The organism is Streptomyces sp. NPDC044003, assembly GCF_056435185.1.
The window spans coordinates 718,259-744,066 of the sequence record NZ_JBWKFA010000002.1 but is presented as its reverse complement, the minus strand read 5'-3'; the positions used below and the strand labels follow the sequence as shown (position 1 = coordinate 744,066).

Annotated in this window: 27 protein-coding genes, 1 tRNA gene and 1 riboswitch; of the genes, 18 read left to right on the top strand and 10 right to left on the bottom strand. The window is 70.9% G+C overall.

Going from position 1 to position 25,808, the window contains the following annotated elements; translation table 11 throughout:
- The first annotated feature begins 49 nt into the window (after positions 1-49).
- A complete protein-coding gene (locus AC07AW_RS09995) occupies positions 50-1,087 on the top strand; it encodes an MBL fold metallo-hydrolase (RefSeq protein ID WP_478814942.1) in 1,038 nt (345 codons plus the stop codon).
- A gap of 18 nt (positions 1,088-1,105) precedes the next feature.
- Here the strand turns inward: AC07AW_RS09995 and AC07AW_RS09990 are convergent, their stop codons facing one another.
- On the bottom strand, positions 1,106-2,779 hold the full coding sequence (locus AC07AW_RS09990) for a serine/threonine-protein kinase (RefSeq protein WP_478814941.1): 1,674 nt from the start codon (positions 2,777-2,779) through the stop codon (positions 1,106-1,108).
- Positions 2,780-2,937: 158 nt separating this feature from the next.
- Positions 2,938-3,015, top strand: a riboswitch (cobalamin riboswitch).
- 94 nt (positions 3,016-3,109) lie between these two features.
- Here AC07AW_RS09990 and AC07AW_RS09985 point away from each other — a divergent pair.
- The 7 genes from AC07AW_RS09985 (at position 3,110) to AC07AW_RS09955 (ending at position 10,831) form a co-directional block, all read left to right on the top strand.
- Positions 3,110-4,360: a prenyltransferase/squalene oxidase repeat-containing protein gene (locus tag AC07AW_RS09985; protein WP_478814940.1), complete on the top strand. Its 1,251-nt coding sequence runs from the start codon at positions 3,110-3,112 to the stop codon at positions 4,358-4,360.
- Positions 4,357-5,019: an SCO2322 family protein gene (locus tag AC07AW_RS09980; RefSeq protein ID WP_478814939.1), complete on the top strand. Its 663-nt coding sequence runs from the start codon at positions 4,357-4,359 to the stop codon at positions 5,017-5,019. The genes AC07AW_RS09985 and AC07AW_RS09980 overlap by 4 nt, the downstream gene beginning before the upstream one ends.
- Positions 5,016-6,161 (top strand): energy-coupling factor transporter transmembrane component T, encoded by a 1,146-nt coding sequence (locus AC07AW_RS09975; protein WP_478814938.1) that lies wholly within the window; start codon positions 5,016-5,018, stop codon positions 6,159-6,161. Before AC07AW_RS09980 ends, AC07AW_RS09975 begins: the two co-directional genes overlap by 4 nt.
- Positions 6,158-7,987, top strand: a complete 1,830-nt coding sequence (locus AC07AW_RS09970) for an ABC transporter ATP-binding protein (protein WP_478814937.1) — start codon at positions 6,158-6,160, stop codon at positions 7,985-7,987. Before AC07AW_RS09975 ends, AC07AW_RS09970 begins: the two co-directional genes overlap by 4 nt.
- Positions 7,984-8,850, top strand: a complete 867-nt coding sequence (locus AC07AW_RS09965) for an ECF transporter S component (RefSeq protein ID WP_478814936.1) — start codon at positions 7,984-7,986, stop codon at positions 8,848-8,850. The genes AC07AW_RS09970 and AC07AW_RS09965 overlap by 4 nt, the downstream gene beginning before the upstream one ends.
- A 297-nt stretch (positions 8,851-9,147) precedes the next feature.
- Complete coding sequence (locus AC07AW_RS09960) at positions 9,148-9,549, top strand: aggregation-promoting factor C-terminal-like domain-containing protein (protein ID WP_478814935.1); 402 nt, start codon at positions 9,148-9,150, stop codon at positions 9,547-9,549.
- A gap of 184 nt (positions 9,550-9,733) precedes the next feature.
- Positions 9,734-10,831 carry an NAD(P)H-dependent flavin oxidoreductase gene (locus AC07AW_RS09955; RefSeq protein WP_478814934.1) on the top strand — a complete coding sequence of 366 codons (1,098 nt, stop codon included), beginning with the start codon at positions 9,734-9,736 and terminating at the stop codon, positions 10,829-10,831.
- On the opposite strand, the gene AC07AW_RS09950 is transcribed toward AC07AW_RS09955, so the two are convergent.
- Complete coding sequence (locus tag AC07AW_RS09950; protein ID WP_478814933.1) at positions 10,815-11,984, bottom strand: steroid 3-ketoacyl-CoA thiolase; 1,170 nt, start codon at positions 11,982-11,984, stop codon at positions 10,815-10,817. The two genes, AC07AW_RS09955 and AC07AW_RS09950, sit on opposite strands and share 17 nt — an antisense overlap.
- Before the next feature lie 229 nt (positions 11,985-12,213).
- On the opposite strand from AC07AW_RS09950, the gene AC07AW_RS09945 reads away from it, so the two are divergent.
- The 3 genes from AC07AW_RS09945 (at position 12,214) to AC07AW_RS09935 (ending at position 15,378) form a co-directional block, all read left to right on the top strand.
- Positions 12,214-13,497, top strand: a complete 1,284-nt coding sequence (locus AC07AW_RS09945; RefSeq protein ID WP_478814932.1) for a cytochrome P450 — start codon at positions 12,214-12,216, stop codon at positions 13,495-13,497.
- 121 nt (positions 13,498-13,618) lie between these two features.
- Positions 13,619-14,713 carry a DUF2330 domain-containing protein gene (locus tag AC07AW_RS09940; RefSeq protein ID WP_478814931.1) on the top strand — a complete coding sequence of 365 codons (1,095 nt, stop codon included), beginning with the start codon at positions 13,619-13,621 and terminating at the stop codon, positions 14,711-14,713.
- A complete protein-coding gene (locus AC07AW_RS09935) occupies positions 14,710-15,378 on the top strand; it encodes an O-methyltransferase (RefSeq protein ID WP_478814930.1) in 669 nt (222 codons plus the stop codon). Before AC07AW_RS09940 ends, AC07AW_RS09935 begins: the two co-directional genes overlap by 4 nt.
- 2 nt (positions 15,379-15,380) lie before the next feature.
- Here the strand turns inward: AC07AW_RS09935 and AC07AW_RS09930 are convergent, their stop codons facing one another.
- The 4 genes from AC07AW_RS09930 to AC07AW_RS09915 all read right to left on the bottom strand — a co-directional run bounded on the left by AC07AW_RS09930 (position 15,381) and on the right by AC07AW_RS09915 (position 17,533).
- Positions 15,381-15,785 (bottom strand): hypothetical protein, encoded by a 405-nt coding sequence (locus tag AC07AW_RS09930; protein ID WP_478814929.1) that lies wholly within the window; start codon positions 15,783-15,785, stop codon positions 15,381-15,383.
- A 61-nt stretch (positions 15,786-15,846) separates the two neighbouring features.
- Positions 15,847-17,016: a serpin family protein gene (locus AC07AW_RS09925; protein WP_478814928.1), complete on the bottom strand. Its 1,170-nt coding sequence runs from the start codon at positions 17,014-17,016 to the stop codon at positions 15,847-15,849.
- Between the two features lie 92 nt (positions 17,017-17,108).
- Positions 17,109-17,354: a hypothetical protein gene (locus tag AC07AW_RS09920; RefSeq protein ID WP_478814927.1), complete on the bottom strand. Its 246-nt coding sequence runs from the start codon at positions 17,352-17,354 to the stop codon at positions 17,109-17,111.
- Entirely contained in the window at positions 17,342-17,533 is a 192-nt protein-coding gene (locus AC07AW_RS09915; protein WP_478814926.1) for a hypothetical protein, read from the bottom strand. Before AC07AW_RS09915 ends, AC07AW_RS09920 begins: the two co-directional genes overlap by 13 nt.
- A 185-nt stretch (positions 17,534-17,718) precedes the next feature.
- On the opposite strand from AC07AW_RS09915, the gene AC07AW_RS09910 reads away from it, so the two are divergent.
- The 3 genes from AC07AW_RS09910 to AC07AW_RS09900 are packed head-to-tail and all read left to right on the top strand — an operon-like array spanning position 17,719 to position 19,323.
- Positions 17,719-17,973 (top strand): hypothetical protein, encoded by a 255-nt coding sequence (locus AC07AW_RS09910; RefSeq protein WP_359522139.1) that lies wholly within the window; start codon positions 17,719-17,721, stop codon positions 17,971-17,973.
- Positions 17,945-18,460: a DUF6879 family protein gene (locus tag AC07AW_RS09905; RefSeq protein ID WP_478814925.1), complete on the top strand. Its 516-nt coding sequence runs from the start codon at positions 17,945-17,947 to the stop codon at positions 18,458-18,460. Before AC07AW_RS09910 ends, AC07AW_RS09905 begins: the two co-directional genes overlap by 29 nt.
- A 14-nt stretch (positions 18,461-18,474) precedes the next feature.
- Entirely contained in the window at positions 18,475-19,323 is an 849-nt protein-coding gene (locus AC07AW_RS09900; protein WP_478814924.1) for a helix-turn-helix domain-containing protein, read from the top strand.
- Between the two features lie 84 nt (positions 19,324-19,407).
- On the opposite strand, the gene AC07AW_RS09895 is transcribed toward AC07AW_RS09900, so the two are convergent.
- On the bottom strand, positions 19,408-20,343 hold the full coding sequence (locus tag AC07AW_RS09895) for a major capsid protein (protein ID WP_478814923.1): 936 nt from the start codon (positions 20,341-20,343) through the stop codon (positions 19,408-19,410).
- A 648-nt stretch (positions 20,344-20,991) separates the two neighbouring features.
- Between AC07AW_RS09895 and AC07AW_RS09890 the strand changes: the two genes are divergently transcribed.
- Positions 20,992-21,282: a hypothetical protein gene (locus AC07AW_RS09890; RefSeq protein WP_478814922.1), complete on the top strand. Its 291-nt coding sequence runs from the start codon at positions 20,992-20,994 to the stop codon at positions 21,280-21,282.
- Here the strand turns inward: AC07AW_RS09890 and AC07AW_RS09885 are convergent, their stop codons facing one another.
- Together AC07AW_RS09885 and AC07AW_RS09880 are read right to left on the bottom strand one after the other, a co-directional pair.
- Positions 21,283-21,666: an HNH endonuclease gene (locus AC07AW_RS09885; protein WP_478814921.1), complete on the bottom strand. Its 384-nt coding sequence runs from the start codon at positions 21,664-21,666 to the stop codon at positions 21,283-21,285.
- A 42-nt stretch (positions 21,667-21,708) separates the two neighbouring features.
- Positions 21,709-21,782, bottom strand: a tRNA-Leu gene (locus AC07AW_RS09880).
- A 53-nt stretch (positions 21,783-21,835) separates the two neighbouring features.
- On the opposite strand from AC07AW_RS09880, the gene AC07AW_RS09875 reads away from it, so the two are divergent.
- Together AC07AW_RS09875 and AC07AW_RS09870 are read left to right on the top strand one after the other, a co-directional pair.
- Positions 21,836-22,078 (top strand): hypothetical protein, encoded by a 243-nt coding sequence (locus AC07AW_RS09875; RefSeq protein ID WP_478815325.1) that lies wholly within the window; start codon positions 21,836-21,838, stop codon positions 22,076-22,078.
- Positions 22,079-22,356: 278 nt separating this feature from the next.
- Positions 22,357-22,731 (top strand): hypothetical protein, encoded by a 375-nt coding sequence (locus tag AC07AW_RS09870; RefSeq protein WP_478814920.1) that lies wholly within the window; start codon positions 22,357-22,359, stop codon positions 22,729-22,731.
- A gap of 980 nt (positions 22,732-23,711) precedes the next feature.
- Here the strand turns inward: AC07AW_RS09870 and AC07AW_RS09865 are convergent.
- Entirely contained in the window at positions 23,712-25,460 is a 1,749-nt protein-coding gene (locus AC07AW_RS09865) for a recombinase family protein (protein ID WP_478814919.1), read from the bottom strand.
- On the opposite strand from AC07AW_RS09865, the gene AC07AW_RS09860 reads away from it, so the two are divergent.
- Positions 25,461-25,775: an antibiotic biosynthesis monooxygenase family protein gene (locus AC07AW_RS09860; protein ID WP_478814918.1), complete on the top strand. Its 315-nt coding sequence runs from the start codon at positions 25,461-25,463 to the stop codon at positions 25,773-25,775.
- The last annotated feature ends 33 nt before the right edge of the window (positions 25,776-25,808 follow it).

The following is a 25,808-nucleotide window of genomic DNA, read 5'->3' as shown; positions in this document are numbered from 1 at the left end:
TAGTTATGGTGGGCAATGGTCGTACCGGTACGCAGAGATGAGGACGCTCATGACCCAGGTGACCGAGCACGGCGGAGGCGTCTGGTCCCTGCGGGTGCCCATCCCGGACAATCCACTGGGCCACACCCTGGTGCACGTCCTCGACACCGACCGCGGCCCGGTCCTCGTCGACACCGGCTGGGACGATCCGGCCTCCTGGGACGAACTCACGGCCGGGCTCGACGCGTTGGGCCTCTCGGTCCGGGAGATCCACGGGGTCGTCATCACCCACCACCACCCCGACCACCACGGCCTCTCCGGCCGGGTCCGCGAGGAGTCCGGGGCCTGGATCGCCATGCACGCCGCCGACACGGCCGTCGTCCGCCGCACCCGCGAGGCCGAACCCGGCACCTGGTTCGACTACCTCGCCCGCAAACTCGCCACCGTCGGCGCCCCCGAGGACCACATCGCCCCGCTGCGCGCCGCCCGCGCGGCCGGCCGGATGCGGACCCTGCCCGGCCTCCGCTCGGCCCTCCCCGACCGCGAGATCGTCCCCGGCGAACTCCTCGACCTGGCCGGACGCCGCCTCCGCGCGATCTGGACGCCCGGCCACACCCCCGGGCACGTCTGCCTCCACCTGGAGGAGGAGCACCCCTCCCGGCTGCCCGGCCACGGCCGGCTCTTCTCCGGCGACCATCTGCTGCCCGGGATCTCCCCGCACATCGGCCTGTACGAGGACCCCGACGAGCTCACCATGACCGACCCCCTCGGCGACTACCTGGACTCGCTCGAACGGATCGGCCGCCTCGGCGTCGCCGAGGTCCTCCCCGCCCACCAGTACGCCTTCACCGACGCCGCCGGCCGCGTCCGTGAACTCCTCGACCACCACGAGGAGCGCCTCACCGGCCTCCTCGGCCTCCTCGCCACCCCGCTCACCCCGTGGCAGCTCGCCGAGCGCATGGAGTGGAACCGCCCCTGGGAGCAGATCCCCTACGGCTCCCGCAACATCGCCGTCAGCGAGGCCGAGGCCCACCTCCGCCGCCTGGTGAAGCTCGGCCGCGCGGAGCCCGTGGCGGGCACGGACCCGGTCACGTACATCGCGGTGTGAGGACCCCGAGGACCCGCCTCAGGCCTTGAACAGGCGGATGAGGGACATGACCAGGACCAGCGGGGAGATGCCGCCGCCGAGCACCATCACGGGGATCGCCACCCACCACAGCCAGTGCTGCCCGCCGTGCTCGTAGGAGTCGTAGCCGTTGTGGACGAACAGGAACCAGAGGAGGTGCAGAGTCAGTACGGCGATCAGCGCGATCCAGTAGAGGGCGATCCCGGCCGACCACAACCGGACCCGGCCGGGCCGGACCGTGGGCAGTCGCCCACGGTAGCCCTGGAGCCCGACCATGGCGGCGATCAGGAGCAGCGTCGCGGGGACGCGCCACCAGTCGTTCATCGCCCACTGGTAGGGGCCTTGCGCCTGGCCGGAGAGCGAGGGGTAGTCCACCGCGCGGCTCAGGAGGTCGACCCCGCCGACGAGGAAGGCGACCATCGGCACCAGGTAGAACAGCCCGAGGACCGGCCTCCCCAGGCCCGCGGTCAGCGCCCGCACGGCACGCTCCCGCGCGGACGGCACCCCCGTCGAGGAGGCCCTGGCCCGCGGCACGGCGGCCGGGCCGCGGACGGGTACACGCGAAGGCAGAACGGCCGTCTTGGGTGGCTGGGCCGGCTGCGGGAGGACGGTGGTGGCGGCGGTGGGTGCAGCACTCGCACCGGCGGCACCGGCCCCGGCAGGAGCGGACTCGGACTCGGGCTCCGGCCTGGGCTCCGGCCCCGGCCTGGGCTCAGTCTCCGGCCTGGGCTTCGACCCCGACCCCGGCCTCGACTCCGCCGCCGTTTCCGGCTCCGGCTCCGGCTCGGACTCCGCCTCCGCGTTGAGCAGCTCCTCCGCCTTCTGCGCGATGGCCGCGACCACCGGCGCCGGCAGCCAGCTGCCCGACTCCTCCCGGTGGGCGTCCGCCGTCGCGGCGAGCTCGGCCACCGCCGGCCGGTCGTCCGGCCGCTTGGCCAGGCAGCGCCGTACGAGCTCCGCGAACGGCCCCTCGACCCCGGCGAGGTCCGGCTCGTGGTGGACGAGCCGGTACAGCAGCTCCGCCACCGAACCGCCCCCGAACGGCCCGCGCCCGGTCGCCGCGAACGCGAGGACCGCGCCGAGCGAGAAGAGGTCTGCCGCGGGCCCGACCGTCCGCCCCTCCGCCTGCTCCGGCGACATGAAGCCGGGCGAGCCGACGACCAGTCCCGTCCCCGTGAGGGCCGTCTCGTCGGCGGAGCGGGCGATGCCGAAGTCGATGAGCAGGGGCCCGGACGGCGAGAGCAGCACGTTGGACGGTTTGACGTCCCGGTGCACGAGCCCCGCGCGGTGCACGCCGTCGAGGGCGTGCGCGAGGCCCGAGAGCAGCCGCCAGAGGGCCGGTTCGGGGAGCGGTCCATGGGTGAGGACCGCGTCGGAGAGCGCGGGACCCGGCACGTACGCGGTGGCCAGCCAGGGCACCTCCGCGTCCGGGTCGGCGTCGAGGACCGGGACCGTGCCGGCGCCGCGTAACGACTGGGCGGCCCGTACCTCGCGGGCGAAGCGCGTACGGAAGCCCGGGTCGCCGGCGAGCGCGCCGTGCACCACCTTGAGCGCGACCGTCCGGCCGCCCCGCGAACGGCCGAGGTAGACGCGGCCCATGCCGCCCTCGCCCAGCCGGTACAGGAGCCGGTACGAACCGACCCGTCGAGGGTCGGTCTCGGTCAACGGCCGCATGTGCACCCCCATGAAGACGCCGTCGTGTCCACGCGCGGGCGCCAGCATGGCACAGCGGTCCGCTCCCCGGCAGCGGACCGGTGTGAGGCGCCTCGCACCCCCGGGGCGGCGGGCGTACGGGCCGGTAGAGTGAGCGGGTCGTCATCATGCCCGTACGGGGGGAAGCCGGTGCGAATCCGGCACTGACCCGCAACCGTGAGCCGCCCCCCTTGAGGGAGCGGCGAGTCGGAATGCCCCGCCCGGGACGTGACCGCCGGCACCGTCGAGGAATACGGAGCCGAGCCTGGTGCCCCCGAGGCGTGCCGGTGCCCGGCCGCAGGAGAGGGCCCCATGAACACCGTCCGCCGCGGCGCCGCCGCGCTCGCCGCCGCCGCAGTCGTGCTCGGCACCGCAGCAGCCTTCCCGGCCGCCGCCGCGCCGTCCCCGACCCCCTCGACCGGCACCCTCCCGGCCGGCCTGTACGGCACGAAGGACCCGACGTACGACGGTGTCTGGCGTCAGTCGCTCGCCTTCCTCGCCCAGCGCGGCGCCGGCTACCAGCCCGCCGACCAGGCGGTGAACTGGCTGCTCGGCCAGCAGTGCGACGACGGTTCGTTCGCCTCCTACCGCGCGGACGTGTCGAAGCCGTGCGACGCGAAGACGATGCGGGACACCAACGCCACCGCCGTCGCCGTCCAGGCGCTCCGCGCCGTGCGCGGCCAGTCCGCCGCCCCGAGCGCGATCGACAAGACCGTCAAGGCCGGTTCCGACTGGCTGCGGACCGTGCAGAACAAGGACGGCGGCTGGGGCTACGGCGTGGGCGGCGCGAGTGACGCCAACTCCACCTCGGTCGTCACCGGCGCACTCGCCGCGATAGGCGTGAAGCCCGTCTCGTTCACCTCCGCCGAGGGCCACACCCCGTACGACGCGCTCCTCACCTTCGCCCTGCCCTGCTCCTCCAAGGACGGCGCCGGGGCGTTCGCCTACCAGCCGGACAAGACCGGCAAGCTCCTCGCCAACGCCGACGCCACCGCGGCGGCCGTCCTCGCCGGGCTCGGCAAGAGCATCGTCGCCACGAAGGCCTCGCCCGAGCAGCCGCCGGCCTGCAACGACCTGTCGAAGCCGACCGCCGAGCGGGCCGCCCTGAACGGCGCCTCCTACCTGGCGAAGTCCCTCGCGAAGACCGGCCACCTGACCCTGCCTCCGATGCCGGGCGCCACCGACACCACCGAGCAGCCCGACGTCGGCAACACCGCCGACGCCGTCGTCGCGCTCGCCGCCGCCGGCGCCACGAAGGAGGCCCGGCCGGCGCTGGCGTGGCTGGAGAAGAACTCGGCCGCCTGGGCGAAGGAGGGCGGCCCGGCCGCGTACGCGCAGCTGATCCTGGCGGCCCGCGCGACCGACACCGACCCGCGCCAGTTCGGCACGGCGGACCTGGTCGAGCAGCTCAACGCCACCGGCCCGGCGCCCAAGACCCCGGACACCTCGGCCTCCTCCACCAGCGACGACGAGGGCTCCGGCTTCGACGTCTGGTGGATCATCGGCATCGGCACGGTCGTCGGCGTCGGCATCGGCTTCCTCGTGAGCGGCCGCAAGAAGTGAGCCGGACGCGGACGAAGGCCGCGGGCGCCGCGGCCGGGGCGCTGCTGACCCTCGCCGGGGTCGCGGCGGCTCCGGCGCAGGCGGCCGGCTACCGCTACTGGTCGTTCTGGGAGAGCGCCGGCGGCAAGCCCTGGGTGTACGCCACGCAGGGCCCGGCGACCGCCCGGCCCGCCGACGGCGACGCCCTCGGCTTCCGCTTCGCGATCAGCAACGGCACGGCCGACACCTCCCAGCCCTCCGTCGCCCCCGACTTCGCGGGGATCTGCGGGGGCGTGGAGAAGAAGGACGGTACGAAGCGGATCGCGGTCGTCGTCGACTTCGGCGGTCCGGTGGACGCGCCGCCCGGGGAGACCCCGCCGGAGAAGCTGATCAAGGTCGGCTGCGCGGAGGTCCGCGAGGAGGCGACGGGCGCGGAGGCGCTGGCGGCGGTGGCGAAGCCGCTGCGGTACGACAGCGCGGCGATGCTGTGCGGGATCGCGGGCTACCCGGCGAAGGGCTGCGGCGAGCAGGTCGAGGAGAAGCCGACGGCGTCGGCCGCTCCGACGGCCGCTCCGCAGGAATCCGGCGGCGGCGGCCCGTCCTTCGGCGTGCTCGCCGGCGGGGCGGCGGTCCTGGCCCTGGGCGGGGCGGCGATCTGGAAGGCCCGCCGGCGCGGATGAGTACGGCCCGGAGCGTGATCACGGCGTCGGCCCGGAGCGCGATCACGGCCCCCGAGGCGAGCCGGGCCAACGCCCTGCACGCGGGCGCGTGGTGGCTGTGGGCGCTCGGCCTGGCCGTCGCCGCGTCCCGGACGACGAACCCGCTGCTGCTCGGACTCCTCGTCGGGGTGGCGGGTTATGTGGTGGCGGCGCGGCGCACGGACGCGCCCTGGGCGCGCTCGTACGGCGCGTTCGTGAAGCTGGGCCTGTTCGTGGTGGCGCTGCGCGTGGTCTTCTCCCTTCTTCTCGGCTCCCCGATCCCCGGTGAGCACGAGCTGTTCACCCTCCCCGAGGTGCCGCTGCCGGACTGGGCGCAGGGGGTACGGATCGGGGGCCGGGTGACGGCCGAGCAGCTGGTGTTCGCGCTGTACGACGGCGCGAAACTGGCGACCCTGCTGATCTGCGTGGGCGCGGCGAACGCGCTGGCCAACCCGGCGCGGCTGCTGAAGTCGCTGCCCGGGGCGCTGTACGAGGCCGGGGTCGCCGTCGTCGTGGCGATGACCTTCGCGCCGAACATGGTCGCCGACGTGGTCCGGCTGCGGACCGCCCGCCGGCTGCGGGGCCGGCCCACGGGCGGGGTGCGGGCGGTGCTCCAGATCGGCCTGCCGGTCCTGGAGGGAGCGCTGGAACGGTCGATCGCGGTGGCGGCGTCGATGGACGCGCGGGGCTACGGCCGGACGGCCCGGGTCCCCGCCTCCGTACGGCGCACGACGAACGTCCTGACCCTGGGCGGGCTCCTCGGCGTGTGCGCCGGCTCGTACGGGCTGCTGGCGGCGGAGGGCGCCGGGTACGGGCTTCCGCTGCTCGGCGCGGGGCTGCTCGCCGCGATGGCCGGGCTCCGGCTCGGCGGCCGCAGGACGGTCCGTACGCGCTACCGCCCCGACCGCTGGGGGGCGCGGGCCTGGCTGGTCGCTGGCTCGGGGATCGCGGTGGCGGTCCTGATGATCTGGGCGAACACGTACGCCCCGGAGGCGCTGCACCCCGGGGTGGTCCCCCTGGAGGCGCCGGAGCTGCCGGTGTGGCCGGCGCTGTCGGTCCTGGTGGGCCTGCTGCCTGCGTTCGTGGCGCCGGCCCCTTCGCCGAAGGAGAAGAAGAACACGTGATCCGCTTCGACAACGTCTCGGTGCGCTACGAGGAGGACGCCGAGCCGACCCTGCGGAACGTGAACCTCACGGTCCCCGAGGGCGAACTGGTGCTCCTCGTCGGCCCTTCGGGTGTCGGCAAGTCGACCCTCCTGGGCGCGGTCTCGGGCCTCGTCCCCCACTTCACGGGCGGCACCCTGACCGGGCGGGTGACGGTCGACGGCCGCGACACCCGCACGCATCCGCCGCGGGAGCTGGCGGACCTGGTGGGGACGGTGGGCCAGGATCCGTCCGCGCACTTCGTCACGGACACCGTGGAGGACGAGCTCGCGTACGGCATGGAGTCCCTGGGCCTGGCGCCGGGCGTGATGCGCCGCCGGGTGGAGGAGACCCTGGACCTCCTGGGCCTCGCCGACCTCCGCGACCGCCCGATCGCGACGCTCTCCGGCGGCCAGCGCCAGCGGGTCGCGATCGGCTCGGTCCTGACCCCGCACCCCAAGGTCCTCGTCCTCGACGAACCGACCTCCGCGCTGGACCCGTCGGCGGCGGAGGAGGTCCTGGCGGTCCTCCAGCGCCTGGTCCACGACCTGGGCACGACGGTTCTCCTGGCGGAACACCGCCTGGAACGAGTGGTCCAGTACGCGGACCAGGTACTGCTGCTGCCGGACGCGGTCATGGGCCCGCCGACGGAGATCATGACGGTGTCGCCGGTGCACCCGCCGGTGGTGGCCCTTGGCCGACTGGCGGGCTGGGAACCGCTGCCGCTGACGGTGCGGGATGCGCGGAGGCGGGCGGGCGAGCTGAAGGAGCGGCTGGAGGGGCGGGACCCTGCGGGGTGGGGCCCTGCGGGGCTTCTCCCCCACCCCGCCCCTTCCCGTAACCGGGACTCCGCCCCGGACCCCGGCCCTCAAACGCCGGACCGGCTGAATTCGCCGCACCAAAATCCAGCCCCGCCGGCGTTTGAGGCGCGGGGGTCCGGGGGCGGAGCCCCCGGTTTCGGGAAGTGGGGGTCCCCCCACGCCCTTGGGCGTAGGGGGAGGGGTGGGGGCTTCTCCCTCTTCCGCCGGCGCCGCACCACACCCGCACCCGCACCCACCGCGCCCCTCCTTATTACGGAAGGCCTCGCCGTACGCCGCGGCCGCGTCGAAGCCCTCCGCCGCATCGACCTCCAGGTCGCCCCCGGCGAGACCGTCGCCCTCATGGGAAGGAACGGCGCCGGCAAATCCACCCTGCTCTCCACCCTCGTGGGCATGATCGAGCCGACGAGCGGCACCGTCCGGGTCGCGGGCCGGACCCCGCACAGCACCGCCCCCCGCGAGCTGATCCGCCAGGTCGGCCTGGTTCCGCAGGAGCCGAGGGACCTCCTGTACGCGGACACGGTCGCCGCCGAGTGCACGGCGGCGGACGCGGACGCGGGCGCGGAGCCCGGGACCTGCCGGGCCCTGGTGGAGGAGCTGCTGCCGGGCGTCGCGGACGACACACACCCCCGCGACCTGTCCGAGGGCCAGCGGCTCGCGCTCGCGCTGGCCGTGGTCCTGACCGGCCGCCCCCCGCTGCTCCTGCTCGACGAGCCGACCCGCGGACTGGACTACGCGGCGAAGGCCCGCCTGGTCGCCCATCTGCGGACCCTCGCGGCGGACGGCCACGCGATCGTGCTGGCGACGCACGACGTGGAGCTCGCGGCCGAGCTGGCGCACCGGGTGGTGATCATCGCGGACGGCGAGGTGGTCGCGGACGGCCCGACGGCCGAGGTCGTCGTGTCCTCGCCCGCGTTCTCGCCGCAGGTGGCGAAGATCCTCGCGCCGCAGCCGTGGCTCACGGTCGAGCAGGTGGAGGCGGCCCTGTGAAGACGGCACGCCCGGTCCGCCTCGGCCCCCGCTCGGTCGCCGCGCTGGTCCTGGTCTCCCTCGTCGGGGTCCTCGCCTTCTGCTGGCCCCTCTTCGCGGACGCCGGCTCCGCCGTCACCTCGCACGCCGGGGACGCGCCGTGGCTGTTCGCGGCGCTGCTTCCGCTGCTGGTCGCGGTGGTGGTGGCGACGATCGCGGACTGCGGGATGGACGCGAAGGCGGTGGCGATGCTGGGCGTGCTCGCCGCGGTGGGCGCGGCGCTGCGCCCGCTGGGGGCGGGGACGGCCGGTCTGGAGCCGATGTTCTTCCTGATGGTGCTGAGCGGCCGGGTCCTCGGGCCGGGCTTCGGCTTCGTCCTGGGCTCGGTGACGATGTTCGCGTCGGCTCTGCTCACGGGTGGGGTGGGCCCGTGGATGCCGTTCCAGATGCTGTCGATGGGCTGGTTCACGATGGGCGCGGGGCTGCTGCCGGGCCCGGACAGGCTGCGGGGGCGGGCCGAGCTGCTGATGCTGTCGGCGTACGGATTCGTGGCGGCGTTCGCGTACGGGACGGTCATGAACCTGCAGGGCTGGGTCCTGCTGCAGGGCCTGAGCAGCGGGATCTCCTTCGAGCCGGGTGCGCCGCTCCCCGAGAACCTGGTCCGTTTCCTCGCGTACGTCCTCGCCACCTCCCTCGGCTGGGACCTGGGCCGTGCCGCCCTCACCGTCGTCCTGACCCTCACCGTCGGCGGCACCCTCCTGAGGGCGCTGCGGCGGGCCACGCGGCGGGCGAACTTCGAGGCCCAGGTCACATTCGAGGCCCCGGAAAAGGCCTCCCCGGGTGAGGCGCCCCACAGGACCTACGTCACGTACGAGCCGGAATAGTAGACCGTCAGACCGGCCTAAATCACCCCACATCCCCGCACGACCTGCGGAAACCCCGCACACCGGCCCACCCCCGAAGGCCCCCGGGTCCGAACCTCCCTCGTACAGGGGGTCCTTGCCCCGGCCCCGCGGGCCCTGCTTCTCTGGTGGACGTCGCCAGGCAGCCGGTGCTCAGGACATCTCGTCCGAGAGCACCACGGCAGGCCGGTTCCCCCAGTTCCCGGGTCTCCCGGGCTCTGGTTCCGGCATGCCGAAAGCGCCCGGCGCGACCCTTGTCCCCGACGTTAGGTAGACGTTTTGTTCCGCTCGATCGCCACTCGTGTCAACGCCCGCAAGAAGACCTTCGCTGTTTCCGCCGCTGTGCTCGTCGGCACGTCGGCCGCGGTGCTGGGCACGACGGGTTCGGCCTCGGCCACCTCGGAGCAGGAGATCGCCCGCCAGATCGTCCCGCCGGCGCAGTTCGCGTCCTTCAGCAAGATCGTCGAGCACGAGTCCGGCTGGAACCATACCGCCACCAACTCGTCCTCGGGCGCCTACGGCCTGGTCCAGGCTCTCCCGGGCTCCAAGATGGCCTCGGCCGGTTCCGACTGGAAGACGAACCCCGCCACCCAGATCAAGTGGGGTCTCGACTACATGAACGAGCGCTACGGCTCCCCGAACGCCGCCTGGGCGTTCTGGCAGGCCAACGGCTGGTACTAAGAAACACCTGCCGCAGCGCGTATCCGCAAGGCCCCGCCCTCCTCACGGAGGGGCGGGGCCTGCGGCGTTTTCCGCGCGATTCTCCCGGTCGACAGATTTAGTAGACCGGTCGTCTAGCCTCGTCTAGTGTTCCCGGCATCGGCGGCCCCCACCGGACGGCCCGCCGCGACACCGGAGGTGGCCCATGCCCGCACACCCCGCACACCCCGTCCTCCCGCCCGGCCGCTTCGGCGACCTCGTCGGGATCCCGCTCCCCGTCGTCCAGGGCCCCTTCGGCGGGGGCCTCTCCTCCGTCGAGCTGGCCGCGGCCGTCTCCGAGGGCGGCGGCCTCGGCTCGTACGGGGCGCACATCCACACCCCGGAGGAGATCACCGCGCTCGTGGCCAAGCTCCGCGCCGCGACCGGCCGCCCCTTCGCCGTCAACCTGTGGGTGCCGCAGGAGGGCGAGCGGGCCGACCTCCCCGAGTCCGCGCTCGCCGAGCACATCGAGCGACTGCGCCCGTACTACGAGGAGCTGGGGGTACGTCCCCCGAGCGCCGAGGACGTCCGGGCGTGGCCCGACTTCGACGCGCAGCTGGACGCCCTGATCGCGACCGCCCCGCCGGTGATCAGCCTGGTCATGGGCCTGCCGCCGCGCCGCCTGGTCACGGAGGCGCGACGGCGCGGGATCGTCGTGGTCGGCACGGCGACGACGGTGGAGGAGGCGGTGGCCCTGGAGGCGGCCGGGGTGGACGCGGTCGTGGCCTCCGGCAGTGACGCGGGCGGCCACCGGGGCGCCTTCCTGCGGCCGGTACGGGAGTCCCTGGTCGGCACCTTCTCCCTGATCCCGCAGGTGGCGGACGCGGTGAGGGTCCCGGTGGTCGCGGCGGGCGGGATCGCCGACGGGCGCGGGGTGGTCGCCGCGCTCGCGCTCGGCGCGGACGCCGTCCAGGTCGGCACCGGCTTCCTGGCCACGCGCGAGTCGGGGGCGAGCGAGGCGCACCGGCGGGTCCTCGGCACGCCGGAGGCCCGGACGACCGTCCTCACCCGCCTCTTCTCGGGGCGCACGGCGCGCGGCATCCCGAACGGCTTCGTCCGGGACATGGCGGCCCACGAGGATCACGTACCGCCGTATCCCGTGCAGAACGCGCTGATGGGTCCGGTGCGGCGGGCCGCGGCGGAGCAGGGCCGGCCCGAGTACGTGAACCTCTGGGCCGGCCAGGCGGCGGCTCTGGCGCAGGAGCCCTCGGCCGCCGCGTACCTCTCCGCTCTGATCGAAGGAGCCGTCAGAGCCGCTGGATGATCGTCCCGGTCGCGAGCGCTCCGCCCGCGCACATGGTGATGAGCGCGAACTCCTTGTCGGTGCGCTCCAGTTCGTGCAGGGCGGTGGCGATGAGACGGGCGCCGGTGGCGCCGACGGGGTGGCCGAGGGCGATGGCGCCGCCGTTGACGTTGACCTTCTCCAGGTCCTGGTCGAAGACCTGCGCCCAGCTCAGCACCACCGAAGCGAAGGCCTCGTTGATCTCGACGAGATCGATGTCCTTGAGCGACATCCCGGCCTTCCCGAGCACCGCCCGCGTCGCGTCGATCGGCCCGTCGAGATGGAAGTGCGGGTCGGCGCCGACCAGGGCCTGGGCGACGATCCGGGCACGCGGGCGGAGCTTGAGGGCGCGGGCCATGCGCTTGGACGCCCACATGATGGCGGAGGCTCCGTCGGAGATCTGCGAGGAGTTCCCGGCGGTGTGGATCGCCGTGGGCATGACGGGCTTGAGGCGGGCCAGGCCCTCCATGGTGGTGTCGCGCAGGCCCTCGTCGCGGTCGACGAGCCGCCACATGCCCTGCCCGGCGGCCTGTTCGGCCTCGGTGGTGGGGACCTGGACGGCGAAGGTCTCACGCTTGAAGCGCTCCTCGGACCAGGCGATCGCGGCCCGTTCCTGGGAGAGCAGACCGAGGGAGTCGACGCGCTCGCGGGTGAGTCCGCGGCGGCGGGCGATGCGCTCGGCGGCCTCGAACTGGTTGGGCAGGTCGACGTTCCACTCGTCGGGGAACGGCTTGCCCGGACCGTGTTTGGAGCCGGAGCCGAGCGGGACGCGGGACATGGCCTCGACGCCGCAGGAGATCCCGATGTCGATGACGCCGGCCGCGACCATGTTGGCGACCATGTGGCTGGCCTGCTGCGAGGAGCCGCACTGACAGTCGACGGTGGTGGCGGCCGTCTCGTAGGGCAGGCCCATGGTGAGCCAGGCGGTGCGCGCCGGGTTCATGGACTGCTCGCCGGCGTGGGTGACCGTACCGCCGACGATCTGCTCGACGCAGTCGGCGTGGATGCCGGTGCGGCCGAGGAGTTCACGGTAGGTCTCGCCCAGGAGGTAGGCGGGGTGAAGGTTGGCGAGCGCGCCTCCGCGCTTGCCGATGGGGGTGCGTACGGCTTCGACGATGACGGGTTCCGCGGCCATGAGCTCGTCCTCTCCTCGACCGGACGGGGTGTCCCGGCACCCCGGTCGGTCGGCGTCACGGGGGAACTAGTACGCGTTCTAGTTCTGAGTGCAGTCTTATGACTGCTACCGCCGGTACGCAAGGGTCCGGGACGCAACAGTTCCCGCTCCGCCCCTTGCTACTTGTAGAACTCGTTACTAACTTTCCCGGCAACTTCTGATGGTCCATCAGATATGGAGAGTGTTGCCGATGGCCTGCCCGCATCTCCCCGGAGGACAGCTCCCCGAAGGGCTCCCGGAGGGGCTCCCCGAGGGGTTCGACGCCACCGACCCCGATCTGCTCCGCGACCGCGTCCCCTTCCCGGAGTTCGCCCGGCTGCGGCAGACCGCGCCCGTGTGGTGGTGTTCCCAGCCGGCCGGCGTCACCGGCTTCGCGGACGGCGGGTACTGGGCGGTCACGCGCCACGCCGACGTCAAGTACGTCTCCACCCACCCCGAGCTGTTCTCCTCGAACGAGAACACCGCCGTCATCCGCTTCAACGAGCACATCACCCGGGACCAGATCGAGGTCCAGAAGCTGATCATGCTCAACATGGACCCGCCCGAGCACACCCGGGTCCGCCAGATCGTGCAGCGCGGCTTCACCCCGCGCGCGATCCGGAACCTGGAGACCGCCCTGCGCGAGCGCGCGCACGCCATCGTCGAGGAGGCGAGGCGCGCCACCGACGCCGACGGCACCTTCGACTTCGTCACCCGGGTCGCCGTCGAACTCCCCCTCCAGGCCATCGCCGAACTCATCGGCGTCCCCCAGGAGGACCGCTCCCGGATCTTCGACTGGTCGAACAAGATGGTCGCGTACGACGACCCCGAGTACGCCATCACCGAGGAGATCGGCGCCGAGGCCGCCATGGAACTCATCGGCTACTCGATGAACATGGCCGCCGCCCGCAAGGAGTGCCCGGCCCAGGACATCGTGTCGCAGCTCGTCGCCGCCGAGGGCCAGGGCAACCTCTCCTCCGACGAGTTCGGCTTCTTCGTCCTGCTGCTCGCCGTCGCCGGGAACGAGACCACCCGCAACGCCATCAGCCACGGGATGCACGCCTTCCTCACCCACCCCGACCAGTGGGAACTCTTCAAGCGGGAGCGGCCCGCGACCGCCGCCGAGGAGATCGTGCGCTGGGCGACCCCCGTCGTCTCCTTCCAGCGGACCGCGACCCAGGACACCGAACTCGGCGGGCAGAAGATCCGCAAGGGCGACCGGGTCGGCCTCTTCTACTCCTCCGCCAACAACGACCCCGAGGTCTTCACCGACCCCGAACGCTTCGACATCACCCGCGACCCCAACCCCCACCTCGGCTTCGGCGGCGGCGGACCCCACTTCTGCCTCGGCAAGTCCCTCGCGATCAAGGAGATCGAGCTGATCTTCAACGCGATCGCCGACGCCCTGCCCGACCTCACCCTCGCCGGCGAACCGCGCCGGCTGCGGGCGGCCTGGCTGAACGGGGTGAAGGAACTCCGGGTCCGTACGGCGTAGCCGGCGCCGATCGGAACCGGAACCCGATCCGGCGTGACCCGTGCCGGGCGGAACCGGAACCCGATCCGGCGCAACCCGCACCGGGCGGAACCGGAATCCGATCGGCCGCGTCCGACCCGACATGCGGGGGACACAGAGAAACATCCTGACGATCATCATCGCGCTGCTGGCGCTCCAGCTCGGCTCGCTCGTCGCACCGGCCTACGCCTGCGGCTGCGGCGCGATGATCCCGGACAAGTCCGAGCGCATCGGCGTCGACCGGGAGGAGTCGGCCGTCCGCTGGGACGGCCGCACCGAGACCGTCGTCATGCGCTTCAACGTGCACGGGAACGCCCGGCGGGCGGCCTGGATCATGCCGGTGCCGGGCCGCGCCGACGTCACCCTCGGCGACCCGGCGCTCTTCGACGAGCTCGACCGGCTCACCGAGCCCGAGCAGCGCGACCGCTTCTACTTCTGGCCCCGCGAGGGCGACTGGCCCTTCGACACCACGTACGGCGACGGAGCCGCCGCCGCCCCGCCCGGCGCGGGCTCCGGCGTCGGCGTCGTCGGCCGCGAACGGCTCGGCCCCTTCGACGTGGCCCGGCTCACCGCCACCGACCCCGAGGCCCTCGGCGACTGGCTGCGCACCAACGGATTCGAGCTGCCCGAGCGGCTCACCGACGCGCTCCAGCCGTACGTCGAGCGGAAGTGGGAGTACGTCGCCGTCCGCCTGGCCCCGCAGGAGCAGGGCGCGACGCTGTACGGCGAGCTGACCCCGCTGCGGATCCGCTTCGCCTCCCCCGAACTCGTCTACCCCATGCGGCTCTCCCGCCTCGCGCGGACCCCGCAGACCCTCGGCCTGTACATCCTCGCCGACCATCGGATGGAGCCCCGCTCCCCGATCGGAGGCGACCGCCCCGAGGTGACGTTCGCGGGCCGGATCGAGCGCCCCGAGGCCACGGTGGCGGGCCTGACGGGCGACGCGCCCGTCCATCTGACGGTCCTGGAACAGCACTTCCCCCACCCCGAACGGATCGACGACGACCACCACCTGCGGACCGTCGCCGACACGCCCTACCGCCAGGTCGAGTACACGGACCGGCTGCTCACGGTCGGCGGCGGCATCCCGGTCTGGCTCCTGACGGTGGGAGGCGGGCTGGTGGCCGCGGCACTGCTGGCCGTACGGGTGGCAAGGCGCCGCCCGAACAGGGACGCGGGTGTACGTTCGGCGACATGACGAACCCTCAGTGGACTGCGGTCGACCAGTACTTCACGGACACGATCGCCCCCGGCGACGAGGTGCTCACGGCCACCCTCGCCGACTCCACGGCGGCCGGCCTGCCGGAGATCGCCGTCGCCCCCAACCAGGGCAAGCTGCTCCACCTGCTCGCGCAGATGCAGGGCGCCCGGAACATCCTGGAGATCGGCACCCTCGGCGGCTACAGCACGATCTGGCTGGCCCGTGCGCTGCCCGCCGACGGCCGGCTGATCACCCTGGAGTACGAGCCGGCCCACGCGGACGTCGCCCGCGCCAACATCGCCCGCGCCGGCCTCGACAAGATCGTCGAGGTCCGGACGGGCGCGGCCCTGGACACCCTGCCGCAGCTGGAGGCGGAGGGTGCGGGCCCCTTCGACCTCGTCTTCATCGACGCCGACAAGGTCAACAACCCGCACTACGTGGAGTGGGCCGTGAAGCTCTCCCGTCCCGGCACAGTGATCATCGTCGACAACGTGGTGCGCAACGGCCGGGTCGCCACTCCGGACCCGGACGACCCGGCGATCACCGGTACGCGCGAGATGTTCGCCCGGATCGCCGCCGACGCCCGCCTGGACGCGACGGCGATCCAGACGGTCGGCACGAAGGGCTACGACGGCCTGCTGCTGGCCCGCGTCGTCAGGTAGGTCTACTTCCACTCCCAGACCGTGCCCGACACCTTCCCGCTCTCCTCGACGTCGTACTCGAAGACGGCGGCGATTCCGTTGAGCCTGACGAAATCGGCGGCGGCGGTCTCGTAGTAGAGGGCGCCCCGCCAGTTCACACCGCCGGAGTCGTTGAAGCGACCGACACCGCTGCCGTGCCAGGTGATCGTGTCACCGCCCTGGGTCATGGTGATCCCCTGGCCCTCGCCGAAGAGCGTGCCGTCGGCTCGCAGGACCGACTCGTACGTCGCCATGTCCTTGACGGCCGCTCCGAGGAGCGTGCCCGTCGCCTGGACCGAGGTCTCCGTGACGGCGTGACCGCCGTCCGTGGACAGCACGCGTATACCCGCCGTCTCTCCTGAAATCGTGCCGATCTCCTCGCCGAGCATGATGGGACTCCTCTCAGCCCGAATCCCCCTCATTCCGGACTACGCCCGCCGACGGCGATCGTCAAACGGGGGCGCTGGACCGCCAGCCGGTGAAGAGCGGCAGCTCGCCGTCGCCGTCGAGCACCACGACGCCGAAGGGCCGGTCGAAGGCGATCCGCTCGACCACCTTGTGGCGCGGCAGGGCGGCACCGCGGGTCATGGTGACCTGGGTGACGGCGGCGGCCTCCACGCCCTCCTCGGCGACCTCGACCATCGCCGACTGGGCGACCTTGCCGATGTACAGGTCGGCGGCGGAGATCCCCGAGAAGTCGGCGCCGGGCCGCAGGGCGTCGCGGACGCCGAACGCCGCCAGATGCTCCCGTGCGTCCGTCGTCGTACGGAGCGTGAACCGCGGCAGGGTGAGATCGGCCGAGTCGGCGACGAGCGGCCGCCGAGCCCCGGGCCCGGCCCAGGCGGCGGGCAGCACGTCGGCGGGCCCGGCGTCCTCGGCGCCGAGCACGAACCGCACGCACACCCCCTCCTGACAGGGCAGCTCGACCACGCAGACCCCCTCCACGTGCCAGACCCACCCGGCCGGGATCCGCTGCCGCATGGTCGGTACGGGCCGGGTGTCGCCGTACCCGTCGGTGAAGGGCTCGTCGCGGGTGAGGTGAGCGGGGAAGGCGGTCAGCCAGGAGGCTTTCAGAGCCAGCGCGTTGAGCAGGACGAGGTCCTCGGAACCGTCCAGATCGAGCGGCAGCCGCTCGATCCGCCCACCGGTGGCCCGCCGTACCCACTCATCAAGCTCCTCTTGGAGGTCGGGCAGTTCACCCATCGACATGTCGTCCGTGGCCCCGAACACCTCGTCGGGCAACGCGAACCAGACCGCCCAGGGCAACACCCCGAACCGCACCCCGGGCACCCCCCGCCGAAACGCCTCCAGGGTCGGCAGCGCGCTCCACACCCCGGTGGCGACGGAAACCCCGTCGCTCCCCGCGACCCGCTGCCGGACAACGCTCACGGCCTCACCGGCCGCCTCCCCCTCGACCCCGAGCAGCCCCCGCAGCTCCTCCCCGGTCCGCCCCCGCGCCCCGGACGCCACGACCCCGAGCGCCAGCCACAACCCGACGGGCGACACGACGAAGTCGTCGTCCCCGAGCCGAGGCAGCCAGCGCGCGGCCAGATTCCGTATCGCGTCCGCAGTCGCGTCCTCTGTCGCGTCCGCTTCGGGGACGGCGGGGCCCTGGGTCATATCCTGCCTTCCATGAGCATCGTGAAGATCAATGAATGGGTCAAGTCACTCACATAGAGCTTGATTGGCGAGTGTCACTACGGCTAGCCAGCCTAGAAGCCGTCGGCCTTCGCCGTTGGCCCATGCCCACACTTCGCACGCCGCACATGGTCGGGCGGGACGAGCCACTCCCGCCCGCCGCGCTCCGGCCACAGGAACGCCATGGGGCGCTTTCGGCGCTCGCCGGGCAACTCGGCGGGATCCTCGTAGTCCCGGATCACGTCACGCAGGATGCCGACCCTTCCCTCGCCGTCCTCGACGCGCCGGCCGATGTCGTCCGGGCCGATCACTTGGGGCACTTCACGTGCTGGTAGACGGCCTTGTCGGGCTGGGACGGCTCGCGCAGCGTTCCCCGGCGACAGCGTTCGAGCGAGGCAATCGGCTTGTTGCAGGCGGGACACACCTCGCCCGAAGGGGCGTAGGTCGTGTACTCCCACTGCCGTGCGTCCGTTTCGCGCTCCTGAGACTTGCCGGGCATGTCGTCGTCCCCTCGGTCCGTCTGCGTAGTTGCAGAGGACGCTAGGAAGACGTCCGCCGGAAGCTCTACGAAATTGCATGAGTTTGCACACCAAATCACTTGTCTCATTCGAGCGTTGACGCTGTAAGAGCAGGTAGTCATGGTTGATGCAAGCCCGCGCAATCAACTGGACCAGGGAGTCAGCCATGGCCGTAGAGTTCGTAGGCATCGACCCGAACACCGACCGCGATCACTGCCCGACGGTGTGGGCGGACGCGGAAGCTCAGGAGATCTTGTTGCAAGGCTGGAAGCCGGACAGCGAGACTCAGGCCCAGTGCGAGGCGAGCAGCCCCGCGAACGGACCGGTACCCGACAACGAGGCGATCGTCAGGATTCCGGCCCGCATGATTCCGATGATCCGGGAGGCGTGCGATGCCATCGAGCGTGCCCAGCTTCGCTGAGCTGTTGGGCCGGTGCGAGCGGTCCGCCGTGCACCTGGAGATGCGTGACTCGTACGCGTCCACCGACAGATTCGAAGCGTGGAAGCGCGGCGATCGCATCGACTGGGACGACCGCGCGTCCTGGTGGCACCCGTACGACCAGCTGATCGTGGACACCGTGGCGCGAGGGGTGTCGATCCGCCGTGCGCGAATCATCTCCGAGCCCGTGACGGAGTACATCCGGTGGGAGCACTACGTCACCCACGCCAACGTCACGGCCGGCGAGGACGTCCGATGGCTGCCGCGCCGTCGGGCCACGGACATCGGCCTCCCCGGCAATGACTTCTGGCTCTTCGACGGCAAGCTCCTGCGCGTGCACCACTTCTCAGGCGACGGTGCGGTGGTCGAGGACGAGATCACCGACGACGTGGCGACGGTGAAACTCTGCGCATCGGCCTTCGAAGCCGTCTGGGACCGGGCCGTCCCGCACCACCTGTACGCGATCTGAGGACAGCCAGCTCCATGCCCCCACACCCCTCATCGAGCGTTCAGCAGGCTCGCGAAGCACTGGCAAGCCGGCTGCGCGAGATCCGCAGGGACGCCGGAATCAGCGGGCGGGAGCTGGCCGTCGGACTGCGCTGGTCGGACTCGAAGGTGTCGCGCATCGGAAACGCGAAAACGCCACCATCCGACGCGGACATCCGGGCGTGGTGTCGTGCGTGCGGCGCCGACGACCAGGCGCCGGATCTGATCGCGGCGAACAGGCAATCGGCGGATGCGCACGTCCAGTGGAAGCGCCTCCAACGGGGCGGCCTACGGCACGTGCAGGAGTCCACGGAGAACCTGTACCGGCGCACTCGCCTGTTCCGGGTCTACGTCTCGGACGTGATCCCCGGTTTTCTTCAGACACCCGGGTACGCGACCGCGCTCCTTTCGTCGATTGCAGACTTTCGCGGGACACCGGACGACGTGACAGACGCCGTCAAGGTCCGTATGAGGCGGAACGCCGTGCTGAGCAACGCGGCGCACCGGTTCTCGTTCGTCCTGGAGGAATCGGTACTGCGCTACCGGCTGTGCACCGTAGAGACGATGGCGGCGCAGCTCGGTCACCTCCTGGGGGTCATGGATCTCCAGAACGTGGCCGTGGGCATCGTTCCGTTCTCGTCGCAGCGAACCGTCTGGCCCATGCCGACCTTCACCATCTTCGACGAAACGAGGGTGCACGCGGACACCTTGGACGCCGCGTCCACGCTGACGCAGCCAAGCCAAGTCGAGCTGTACACACGAGCCTTCGACCGACTGTCGCAGGGGTCGGCACGGGGAGCCGCCGCACGCTCGCTCGTCACGTCCGCCCTGTCGTCGCTCGGCTGACCGTCCGACCGACTACGGAATCGCCAAAAGGCCCCTGCGCCCCTCTCCGGCAATGGAGAGAGACACAGGGGCCGTATGGCGGCATCAGCCGTTCAGTACGCCGGTGAGGCGTGCGGCTGCCTTACCGCCGAAGAGAGCGATGCCGCAGTAGAAGTCGATACGGGTGCGGTAGACAGGCTTGTCGTGCGACTCGCCCAGGTCGGTGACCTGAACACCACCGTTGGTCAGTCCGGAGACACCGGCGTCCGCCTCGGTCGCCCCGAAGCGAACGGCGTAGATGTCACCGGTCTCCACACCACCGGTCCCAGTCGTCAGCGGCAGCACGTCCGCACCGTCGAGACGCTGGCCGGCGTCCAGCAGCGGGATGCCGTTCCACATGACCGTGGGCTTTCCGGCGATGTCCGTGCTCAGCAGCTCACTGCCACCGAGCCGTCGGAATCCGGATGCGATCTTGGCGCGCAGCGCGGCATTCATGTAGAGCGCGCCGTTCTTGCCATCGATGCCACGCACCTGGTTCGTCAGGGTGTCGAGCAGATCGAAGAAGTCGTGCCCGTGGGCGACGGCCCCCTTGCCCTTGGCATCGATGACCTGGCGCCCGACCAGCCGCTTGCGAAGACCGTCGAACCCCTTCGGGTTGACCTCGACGTCGCCGTTGAAGAACTGGTCGGCGAAGTGAATCGAGGCGGCCTTGACCTTCATGTGGGTCTGAATCGCACGCTGATCGTTGAGGTTTCCGCGCGTCTGGACGATGAACTTGTCCACGTCGGCGTCACCTCCCAGGATGGCCAGAGTCTCGACGCGCTGGTTCAGCGTGCCGGTGCTCTCCGGGTACGCCTCGTTGATCGCTCGGAAGGCCACGCCGGGAAGGCTGGACTCCTCGTTGTACTTGAACGCGCTTCCCTCCACCTGAACAAGGGGAAGCCGGTCGAGAATCGGCGACTCCTGAACGAACGTCTCGATTACGCCGCGCTGAAGCTGGTCAAGGGTGAGCTTGGCCGATTCGGCAAGAGTGAGAGTCAAGGAAATTCCTTCCATGGTTGGTTAATTGATCAGCACATGGCTCTCCGCAGAAACGCTCAAATGAGCCATGCGAGTTTTTTGCCTCCCTGCCGCTCTGGCAGGCGAGGGAAGGGGGGCCACCCTCTGGTCAGTACGGCGGACGCTCCAACGACTCACGCCGCGAACGAGCCTCAGCAGCGAACCCACCGGGCTGGTGCCGTGCCGTCTCGCCGTTGTGGCACGACGTGCACAGCGGACGCAGATGCTTCGGCGCATCCGGGTTCGCCTCACCCCGAGCGACCAACTCACGTCGACTCAAAGGGAAGTGGTCCGCCACGTTCGCCGCGCGACCGCACAGCACGCACCACGGGTTCGCGTACAGGTACGCCTTACGGATGCGCTGCCACCGCGTCGTGTACACGGCGCCACCACGTGACGCACGGTCCGCGTTCGCCTCACGCTCATGAGCAGCACAGCGGCCGCCACGGGCAGTCAGCTCGGGGCATCCGGGTACCGAGCACGGGGGGCGGGGTCTACGGGGCATGGGGATCACCTCTTCGGTGGACGAAGGATCGATTCAGCAACCACGTCCGGGTGACTTCGTGCACGCCACAGAGTGCCGAGCGCCCACACTGGCACGGCCAAATTGGTTGAGAGAAAGGGACGCTCATGCGTCGCATCGCTGTGACTCTGGGAGCCGCTGCGGCTGCCGTCATGCTCTCGCTGGGAACGTCAGGTTCTGCGTTCGCGGCGGAAGGTGTCCTGGTCGTCGGCGGAGTGGAACACACCGACCCCAGCGGCTGCTACGCCGGGGACTCGTGGCCGCTGGCCGTCGACAACCGCACGGACGAGGTCGCACAGGTCTTCTCGGGATCGGACTGCACCGGCGATGTCCTCGCACTCGTCGCCCCCGGAGAGAGCGCCGTTTCCGAACTCGGTACCAGCGTCTACGTGAACTGATCACCACAACAGACAGGCCAGCGGGGCGCTGCGCACACGTACGGGTCGAACGGCCCGCCCGAACTCCGTGCTCGTCTTGAGCTGGTGACGCCCACGGCACAGCGCTTGAACGTTCCCGTCCGTGTCGGTCCCTCCCATCGAGAGGGGCCGCACATGGTCCACGTCCACGTCTGCCGCGGGGAAGTCGTCTAGGCACCAGTCACACCACGCGTGCCCCTTCCGCTCGATGATCCGGCGGAGTCGTGCAGCCGCGTCGTTCCGGGCCGCTCGTCGTCGGCTCCGGGCTCGTCGGTCGCGGACGGTCGGACGTCCCTCGTACGCCCCGTGGTGGGTCTTGCAGCGGCCCCGATGGGTCGCCGGCTCCGTGCAGTCGATACAGCGCATGGCGCCCCCTCGATGTCGTCGGCCTGGTCGTCGTTCTCTACGTGCCCGCCCCCGGACTCGAACCGGGAACCTTCGCGGTCTAAGCGCGACGCCTCTTGCCGTTGGGCTAGGCGGGCTCCGATGGGGTGATGGACCGTTTCCCCTGCCCCCAATAGTCGTTCTCTTGATCATGAAGAAGCTCATTGCTGCCACTGCACTCGCTGTCGGCGCCCTCGCCATCACGGCCCCCGCCCACGCCGACAACGACCAAAACTTCGGCGGCGGCGTGAATGCCGCCAACAACTGGACCTGGAGTGCTGCCGCCGTCTGCATGCAGGAAGTGGCCATCGTCCCCGTCCTCGTCGGCGAGACGGGCTATGTCGGCGACCACGTAAACAACTGCTCCAACGGCAATGTGATCGACTACCCGTAGCGGCACCACGCGTTCCCGGCCCGGTGCCCACCCCGGGACTCGAACCCGGAACTCTGATATCCCGAGGGGACTGACACAGGCGCAGGAAGGTCACCCTGTCGGGCCAGTTCCAAGGGGCACCCATGACGACACCACGGCCAGCTGGTCGAAAATGCTTCCGGCGAATGACTGATCCACCGCGAGGCGGTCCGGATTCCTCGGCAGAGTCTTGGTATCCCTCTGGCAGGTTCACGCATAAGGCGCGAGCTTCCCAACGGAACCAGCGAAAGCAGAACTCTGTGCTCAAGAAATCTTTCGTCGCCGCTGCCGCCGTCGCAATGATGTTCGGAACGGCCGGGCTGGCGCAGGCCAACTCGGATCTGCACATCGTGCAGGGAGCCGAGGTCACGATTCCTCCGGCCACCGGCAGCTTCGCCGGCAACGCCTCGGCCACCGCCAGCTGCCCCCCTGGCGAGACGCTCACGGGCGGCGGAGCCAACGTGACGTCCGGGAACTCGTACACCCAGAACTACAAGCTCGTCTCCAGCTTCCCGAACGGCAACCAGCAGTGGTGGGCCTACGCCACCAACATGGACCCCAACACCCCCGGAAAGCTGCGGGCCTACGCCATCTGCGCCAAGGTCACCAACGTGGACGTGGTCACCGCCCCGTAAGGAGCACCGTCGGTCTCGGCCCGTCAACCTTTGTGTTGGCGGGCTTCGGCGGAGCCACAGAATGACCACCGCGGCGCCGCAGCAAGCAGACCTCCGGGGGCTTCCCATTCGCGCGAACAAGCCGTGGTGGGGGACCGCACGCGCTTACAACCCCTTTCGGCGACTCGCGGACGAGCCGGTTACTCATGGGCGGTGCAGTCCCCCGCGCTCTGCCACACGACCCCTGCGGCCACCCCGGTAACGCGGGGCGCGTGGTGCACGGACAGAGCTGGTGTGAGGGCGGGCACTCGGTCCGCCGTGGTTCCCCCTCGGGGTGGGTGCGCGGTAGTCCCGCTCTCTCTTGCCCCAGTAGTAGGGACCGAGGGTGTCCCGCGCCCTCGCCGCTTCGTGCGGTGGACGGTCGGGGTCGCTCGGTTCCTCCCTGGTGCCCCAGTAGTAGGGACCAACGGTGTCCCGAGGGTGCCGAGCGGTGTCGGTGGTGACGGCAGAGACCCCGGTTTCTCTTTCTCTGTATTTTTTTCTATGCGTTCTAAAAAGTGTCGAAAGTCGTCACTCTCAACACCTCCTCGCCCCGCTGTGGGGCGGCCCCGCCCGAGCGAGCCAGCGAACCTCCTCACTGTGTTGTGGGGACCAGCAGATTCCCGCGCCATCTGTCCGGCCGCGAGCCGTGCCGCTCGGTCCCTCACCGTGGTGTGGGGACCATCGGATTCCCGAGGGCCGAGCATGACGGGATGATGATTCGACGGACGGTTTGGTTTTCTCCTTATTTTTCTTGTGCATACGAAAAAACAGTCTGAACCGTCATACAGTCATGGCTCCGCCCGCTGGTCGGCCCGCTGCGGCACAGCAAAGCCCCGGCGGCCTGCGAGGGACTACCGGGGCTCGACTCGGGCGACCCGCAAGACTGCGGGGCTCAGAAAAGCCAAACGGCCCGCCGCCAGATCTCTCCAGCGGCGGACCGTGCAGACCTCTCAGGGTGCTCAGGTGTCCGCAGGGCCGGGCGACTCAGCCCAGCGCACGATCACACGGTCCCGCGTATTCGCGTTCCGCCCCCTGCCGACGGACTTGGTGATCCTCACGGAGTCGATGAAGAGCGCCAGGAACTCCCGCTTCTTCTCCAGGTCCCACACCGCCCATGTCGAACCCTCCCCGATGGGATCCCCGTCCACGCTCGTCCACTCGTTGGGGATCTGGATGCTTCGGTTGCCGGTCGCCTCCAGTTCCACCAGCCGTTCGGCTGTCCGCTCCTCGTGGGCAGCCAACCGCGCCATGGACTCCCTGAACATCTGCGCACCGGTCTCGTCGGCGTAGACGCCGGCCAGCCGGTCCACGTGGAGGATGCGGCGGGATTCCCGTACGTGCTCCAACTCGGCTCGTACCGATGCGCGTTCCGCGTCTCGCTGGGACGTGTCCTGTTGGCGGGCAAAGCGCCGTGACGCCTCGGCCAGCCATTCGAGGTCTTCCGGGTCGTCGGGGTCCATGGCCATGAGACGGGCCCATACCCGCCCCGCCGTCTCGCTGTCCGCCGCGTCCTGGCCGATGACGAGACCGCCGTGGCCTGCAACGACTCCCCCGGCGCGGTTGCACTTGTAGTAGAGCTTCCCGGCCCGTCGGTCGGTCACCATCACCGATCCGCAGACGTCGCAGAACAGCATTCCGTGTCCAGCCAGCAGAGTAGGGACTCGTCGGCCCGCTCGTACGACCACCTGCGTCCGGCCGTCCAGCACGTCCTGGAGCTTCCACCATTCATCCATGGGGATCAGCGCTTCGTGCGACTGGACGGGCTGCCCTTCGTCGTCACGCAGGATGGCGCGCTTCCCCGTCTTGCCCGGGATGGGATTGCCGTCGGCGTCCTTGGTCGCCTGTACCCGTCCCTGCCACTCGATCGCGTACCCCGCAAGGCGCGGGTCCCGCAAGATGCGCAGGACAGTGGACGACACCCACGCGGGACGCTCTACGGCTTCCGAGACTCCGCGCGCACGGCGCGAGGCGAGGCGCTTGGCTCCCGACTCCCCCAGGGACACCGCCTTCGTGGGAACGCCGTCCTCATTGAGTCGCTTGGCGATCTGCGAGGCGGACACGCCCTCTGCGGCCCACTTGGCCATGTCACGAACGTGCGGGGCTTCCACCGGGTCCGGGACGAGTCGGACGACGGACAGCTTGCCGCTGGTCGCCCTCTCCGTCGTGAAGCCGTACGGGGCGACGCCCGACACGTGGCTGCCGGCTCGCCGGAGCGTGTCCTTGGTGGCGGAGACGTACGCCGACTTCATGTCGGATTCCTGCTGCGCCAGCCCCGCGATGATGGCGAGGATGCCGACGCCGACCGGGGTGGACGTGTCGAGGTACGGCTCTTCGACGCTGACCAGCCGGACGCCGTGCGCCTCCAGCTCCTCGATGATGCGCATCGCTTCCAGCGCGCCACGACGCGTCAGGCGGGACAGCGAGAAGACGACCACAGCGTCCACGTGCCCACCGCGCACGGCCGTCATCATCTCTTCGAACCCCGGGCGGTGGATGCTCGGGTCCCACCCCGACTTGCCCACGTCCTCGAAGTGGCCCGCGTCGCTCCACCCCTTCGACGCGATCAGCGAGGCGCACCGTTCGCGCTGCGCCACGGGCGACGCCTGCGAGTCGTCCTCACGCCGCTTTGACTGGCGGATGTACGAGACTGCACGTACGTGATCAAGGCTCGGCGCAGCGCCCGGCCTGTGCTTCCTGAGAGGTGTCATGTGCCTAGTGTGGTAAAGATCAACGTCCTGACCGTGCCGGCCGAGCAGCGTGAGGTGCTTGAGCAGCGGTTCGCCTCCCGGGCCGGGGCCGTGGAGGGGTCCGACGGTTTCGAGTGGTTCGAGCTGCTGCGCCCGGTGGAGGGCACCGACCAGTACCTGGTGTACACCCGGTGGCGCAGTGAGGAGGACTTCCAGAACTGGATGAGCGGTTCCATGAAGGACGCCCACCAGGGCGGTGGCGAACGGCCGAAGCCGGCCGCTTCCGGCTCCACCCTGTGGTCCTTCGAGGTCGTCCAGCAGGCGTCGCCCAAGTAATTGGGCCGCGAGAGTGGTCGTGCGGGCCGCAGA

Coding starts and splice junctions, on each gene's coding strand:
- AC07AW_RS09950 (WP_478814933.1), bottom strand. CDS start 11,984: ATGGCCGCGGAACCCGTCATCGTCGAAGCCGTACGCACCCCCATCGGC.
- AC07AW_RS09940 (WP_478814931.1), top strand. CDS start 13,619: ATGCGGGGGACACAGAGAAACATCCTGACGATCATCATCGCGCTGCTG.
- AC07AW_RS09875 (WP_478815325.1), top strand. CDS start 21,836: ATGAAGAAGCTCATTGCTGCCACTGCACTCGCTGTCGGCGCCCTCGCC.
- AC07AW_RS09885 (WP_478814921.1), bottom strand. CDS start 21,666: ATGCGCTGTATCGACTGCACGGAGCCGGCGACCCATCGGGGCCGCTGC.
- AC07AW_RS09915 (WP_478814926.1), bottom strand. CDS start 17,533: ATGCCCGGCAAGTCTCAGGAGCGCGAAACGGACGCACGGCAGTGGGAG.
- AC07AW_RS09865 (WP_478814919.1), bottom strand. CDS start 25,460: ATGACACCTCTCAGGAAGCACAGGCCGGGCGCTGCGCCGAGCCTTGAT.
- AC07AW_RS09910 (WP_359522139.1), top strand. CDS start 17,719: ATGGCCGTAGAGTTCGTAGGCATCGACCCGAACACCGACCGCGATCAC.
- AC07AW_RS09990 (WP_478814941.1), bottom strand. CDS start 2,779: ATGCGGCCGTTGACCGAGACCGACCCTCGACGGGTCGGTTCGTACCGG.
- AC07AW_RS09955 (WP_478814934.1), top strand. CDS start 9,734: ATGCCCGCACACCCCGCACACCCCGTCCTCCCGCCCGGCCGCTTCGGC.
- AC07AW_RS09935 (WP_478814930.1), top strand. CDS start 14,710: ATGACGAACCCTCAGTGGACTGCGGTCGACCAGTACTTCACGGACACG.
- AC07AW_RS09975 (WP_478814938.1), top strand. CDS start 5,016: ATGAGTACGGCCCGGAGCGTGATCACGGCGTCGGCCCGGAGCGCGATC.
- AC07AW_RS09930 (WP_478814929.1), bottom strand. CDS start 15,785: ATGCTCGGCGAGGAGATCGGCACGATTTCAGGAGAGACGGCGGGTATA.
- AC07AW_RS09925 (WP_478814928.1), bottom strand. CDS start 17,016: ATGACCCAGGGCCCCGCCGTCCCCGAAGCGGACGCGACAGAGGACGCG.
- AC07AW_RS09900 (WP_478814924.1), top strand. CDS start 18,475: ATGCCCCCACACCCCTCATCGAGCGTTCAGCAGGCTCGCGAAGCACTG.
- AC07AW_RS09890 (WP_478814922.1), top strand. CDS start 20,992: ATGCGTCGCATCGCTGTGACTCTGGGAGCCGCTGCGGCTGCCGTCATG.
- AC07AW_RS09995 (WP_478814942.1), top strand. CDS start 50: ATGACCCAGGTGACCGAGCACGGCGGAGGCGTCTGGTCCCTGCGGGTG.
- AC07AW_RS09905 (WP_478814925.1), top strand. CDS start 17,945: ATGCCATCGAGCGTGCCCAGCTTCGCTGAGCTGTTGGGCCGGTGCGAG.
- AC07AW_RS09945 (WP_478814932.1), top strand. CDS start 12,214: ATGGCCTGCCCGCATCTCCCCGGAGGACAGCTCCCCGAAGGGCTCCCG.
- AC07AW_RS09985 (WP_478814940.1), top strand. CDS start 3,110: ATGAACACCGTCCGCCGCGGCGCCGCCGCGCTCGCCGCCGCCGCAGTC.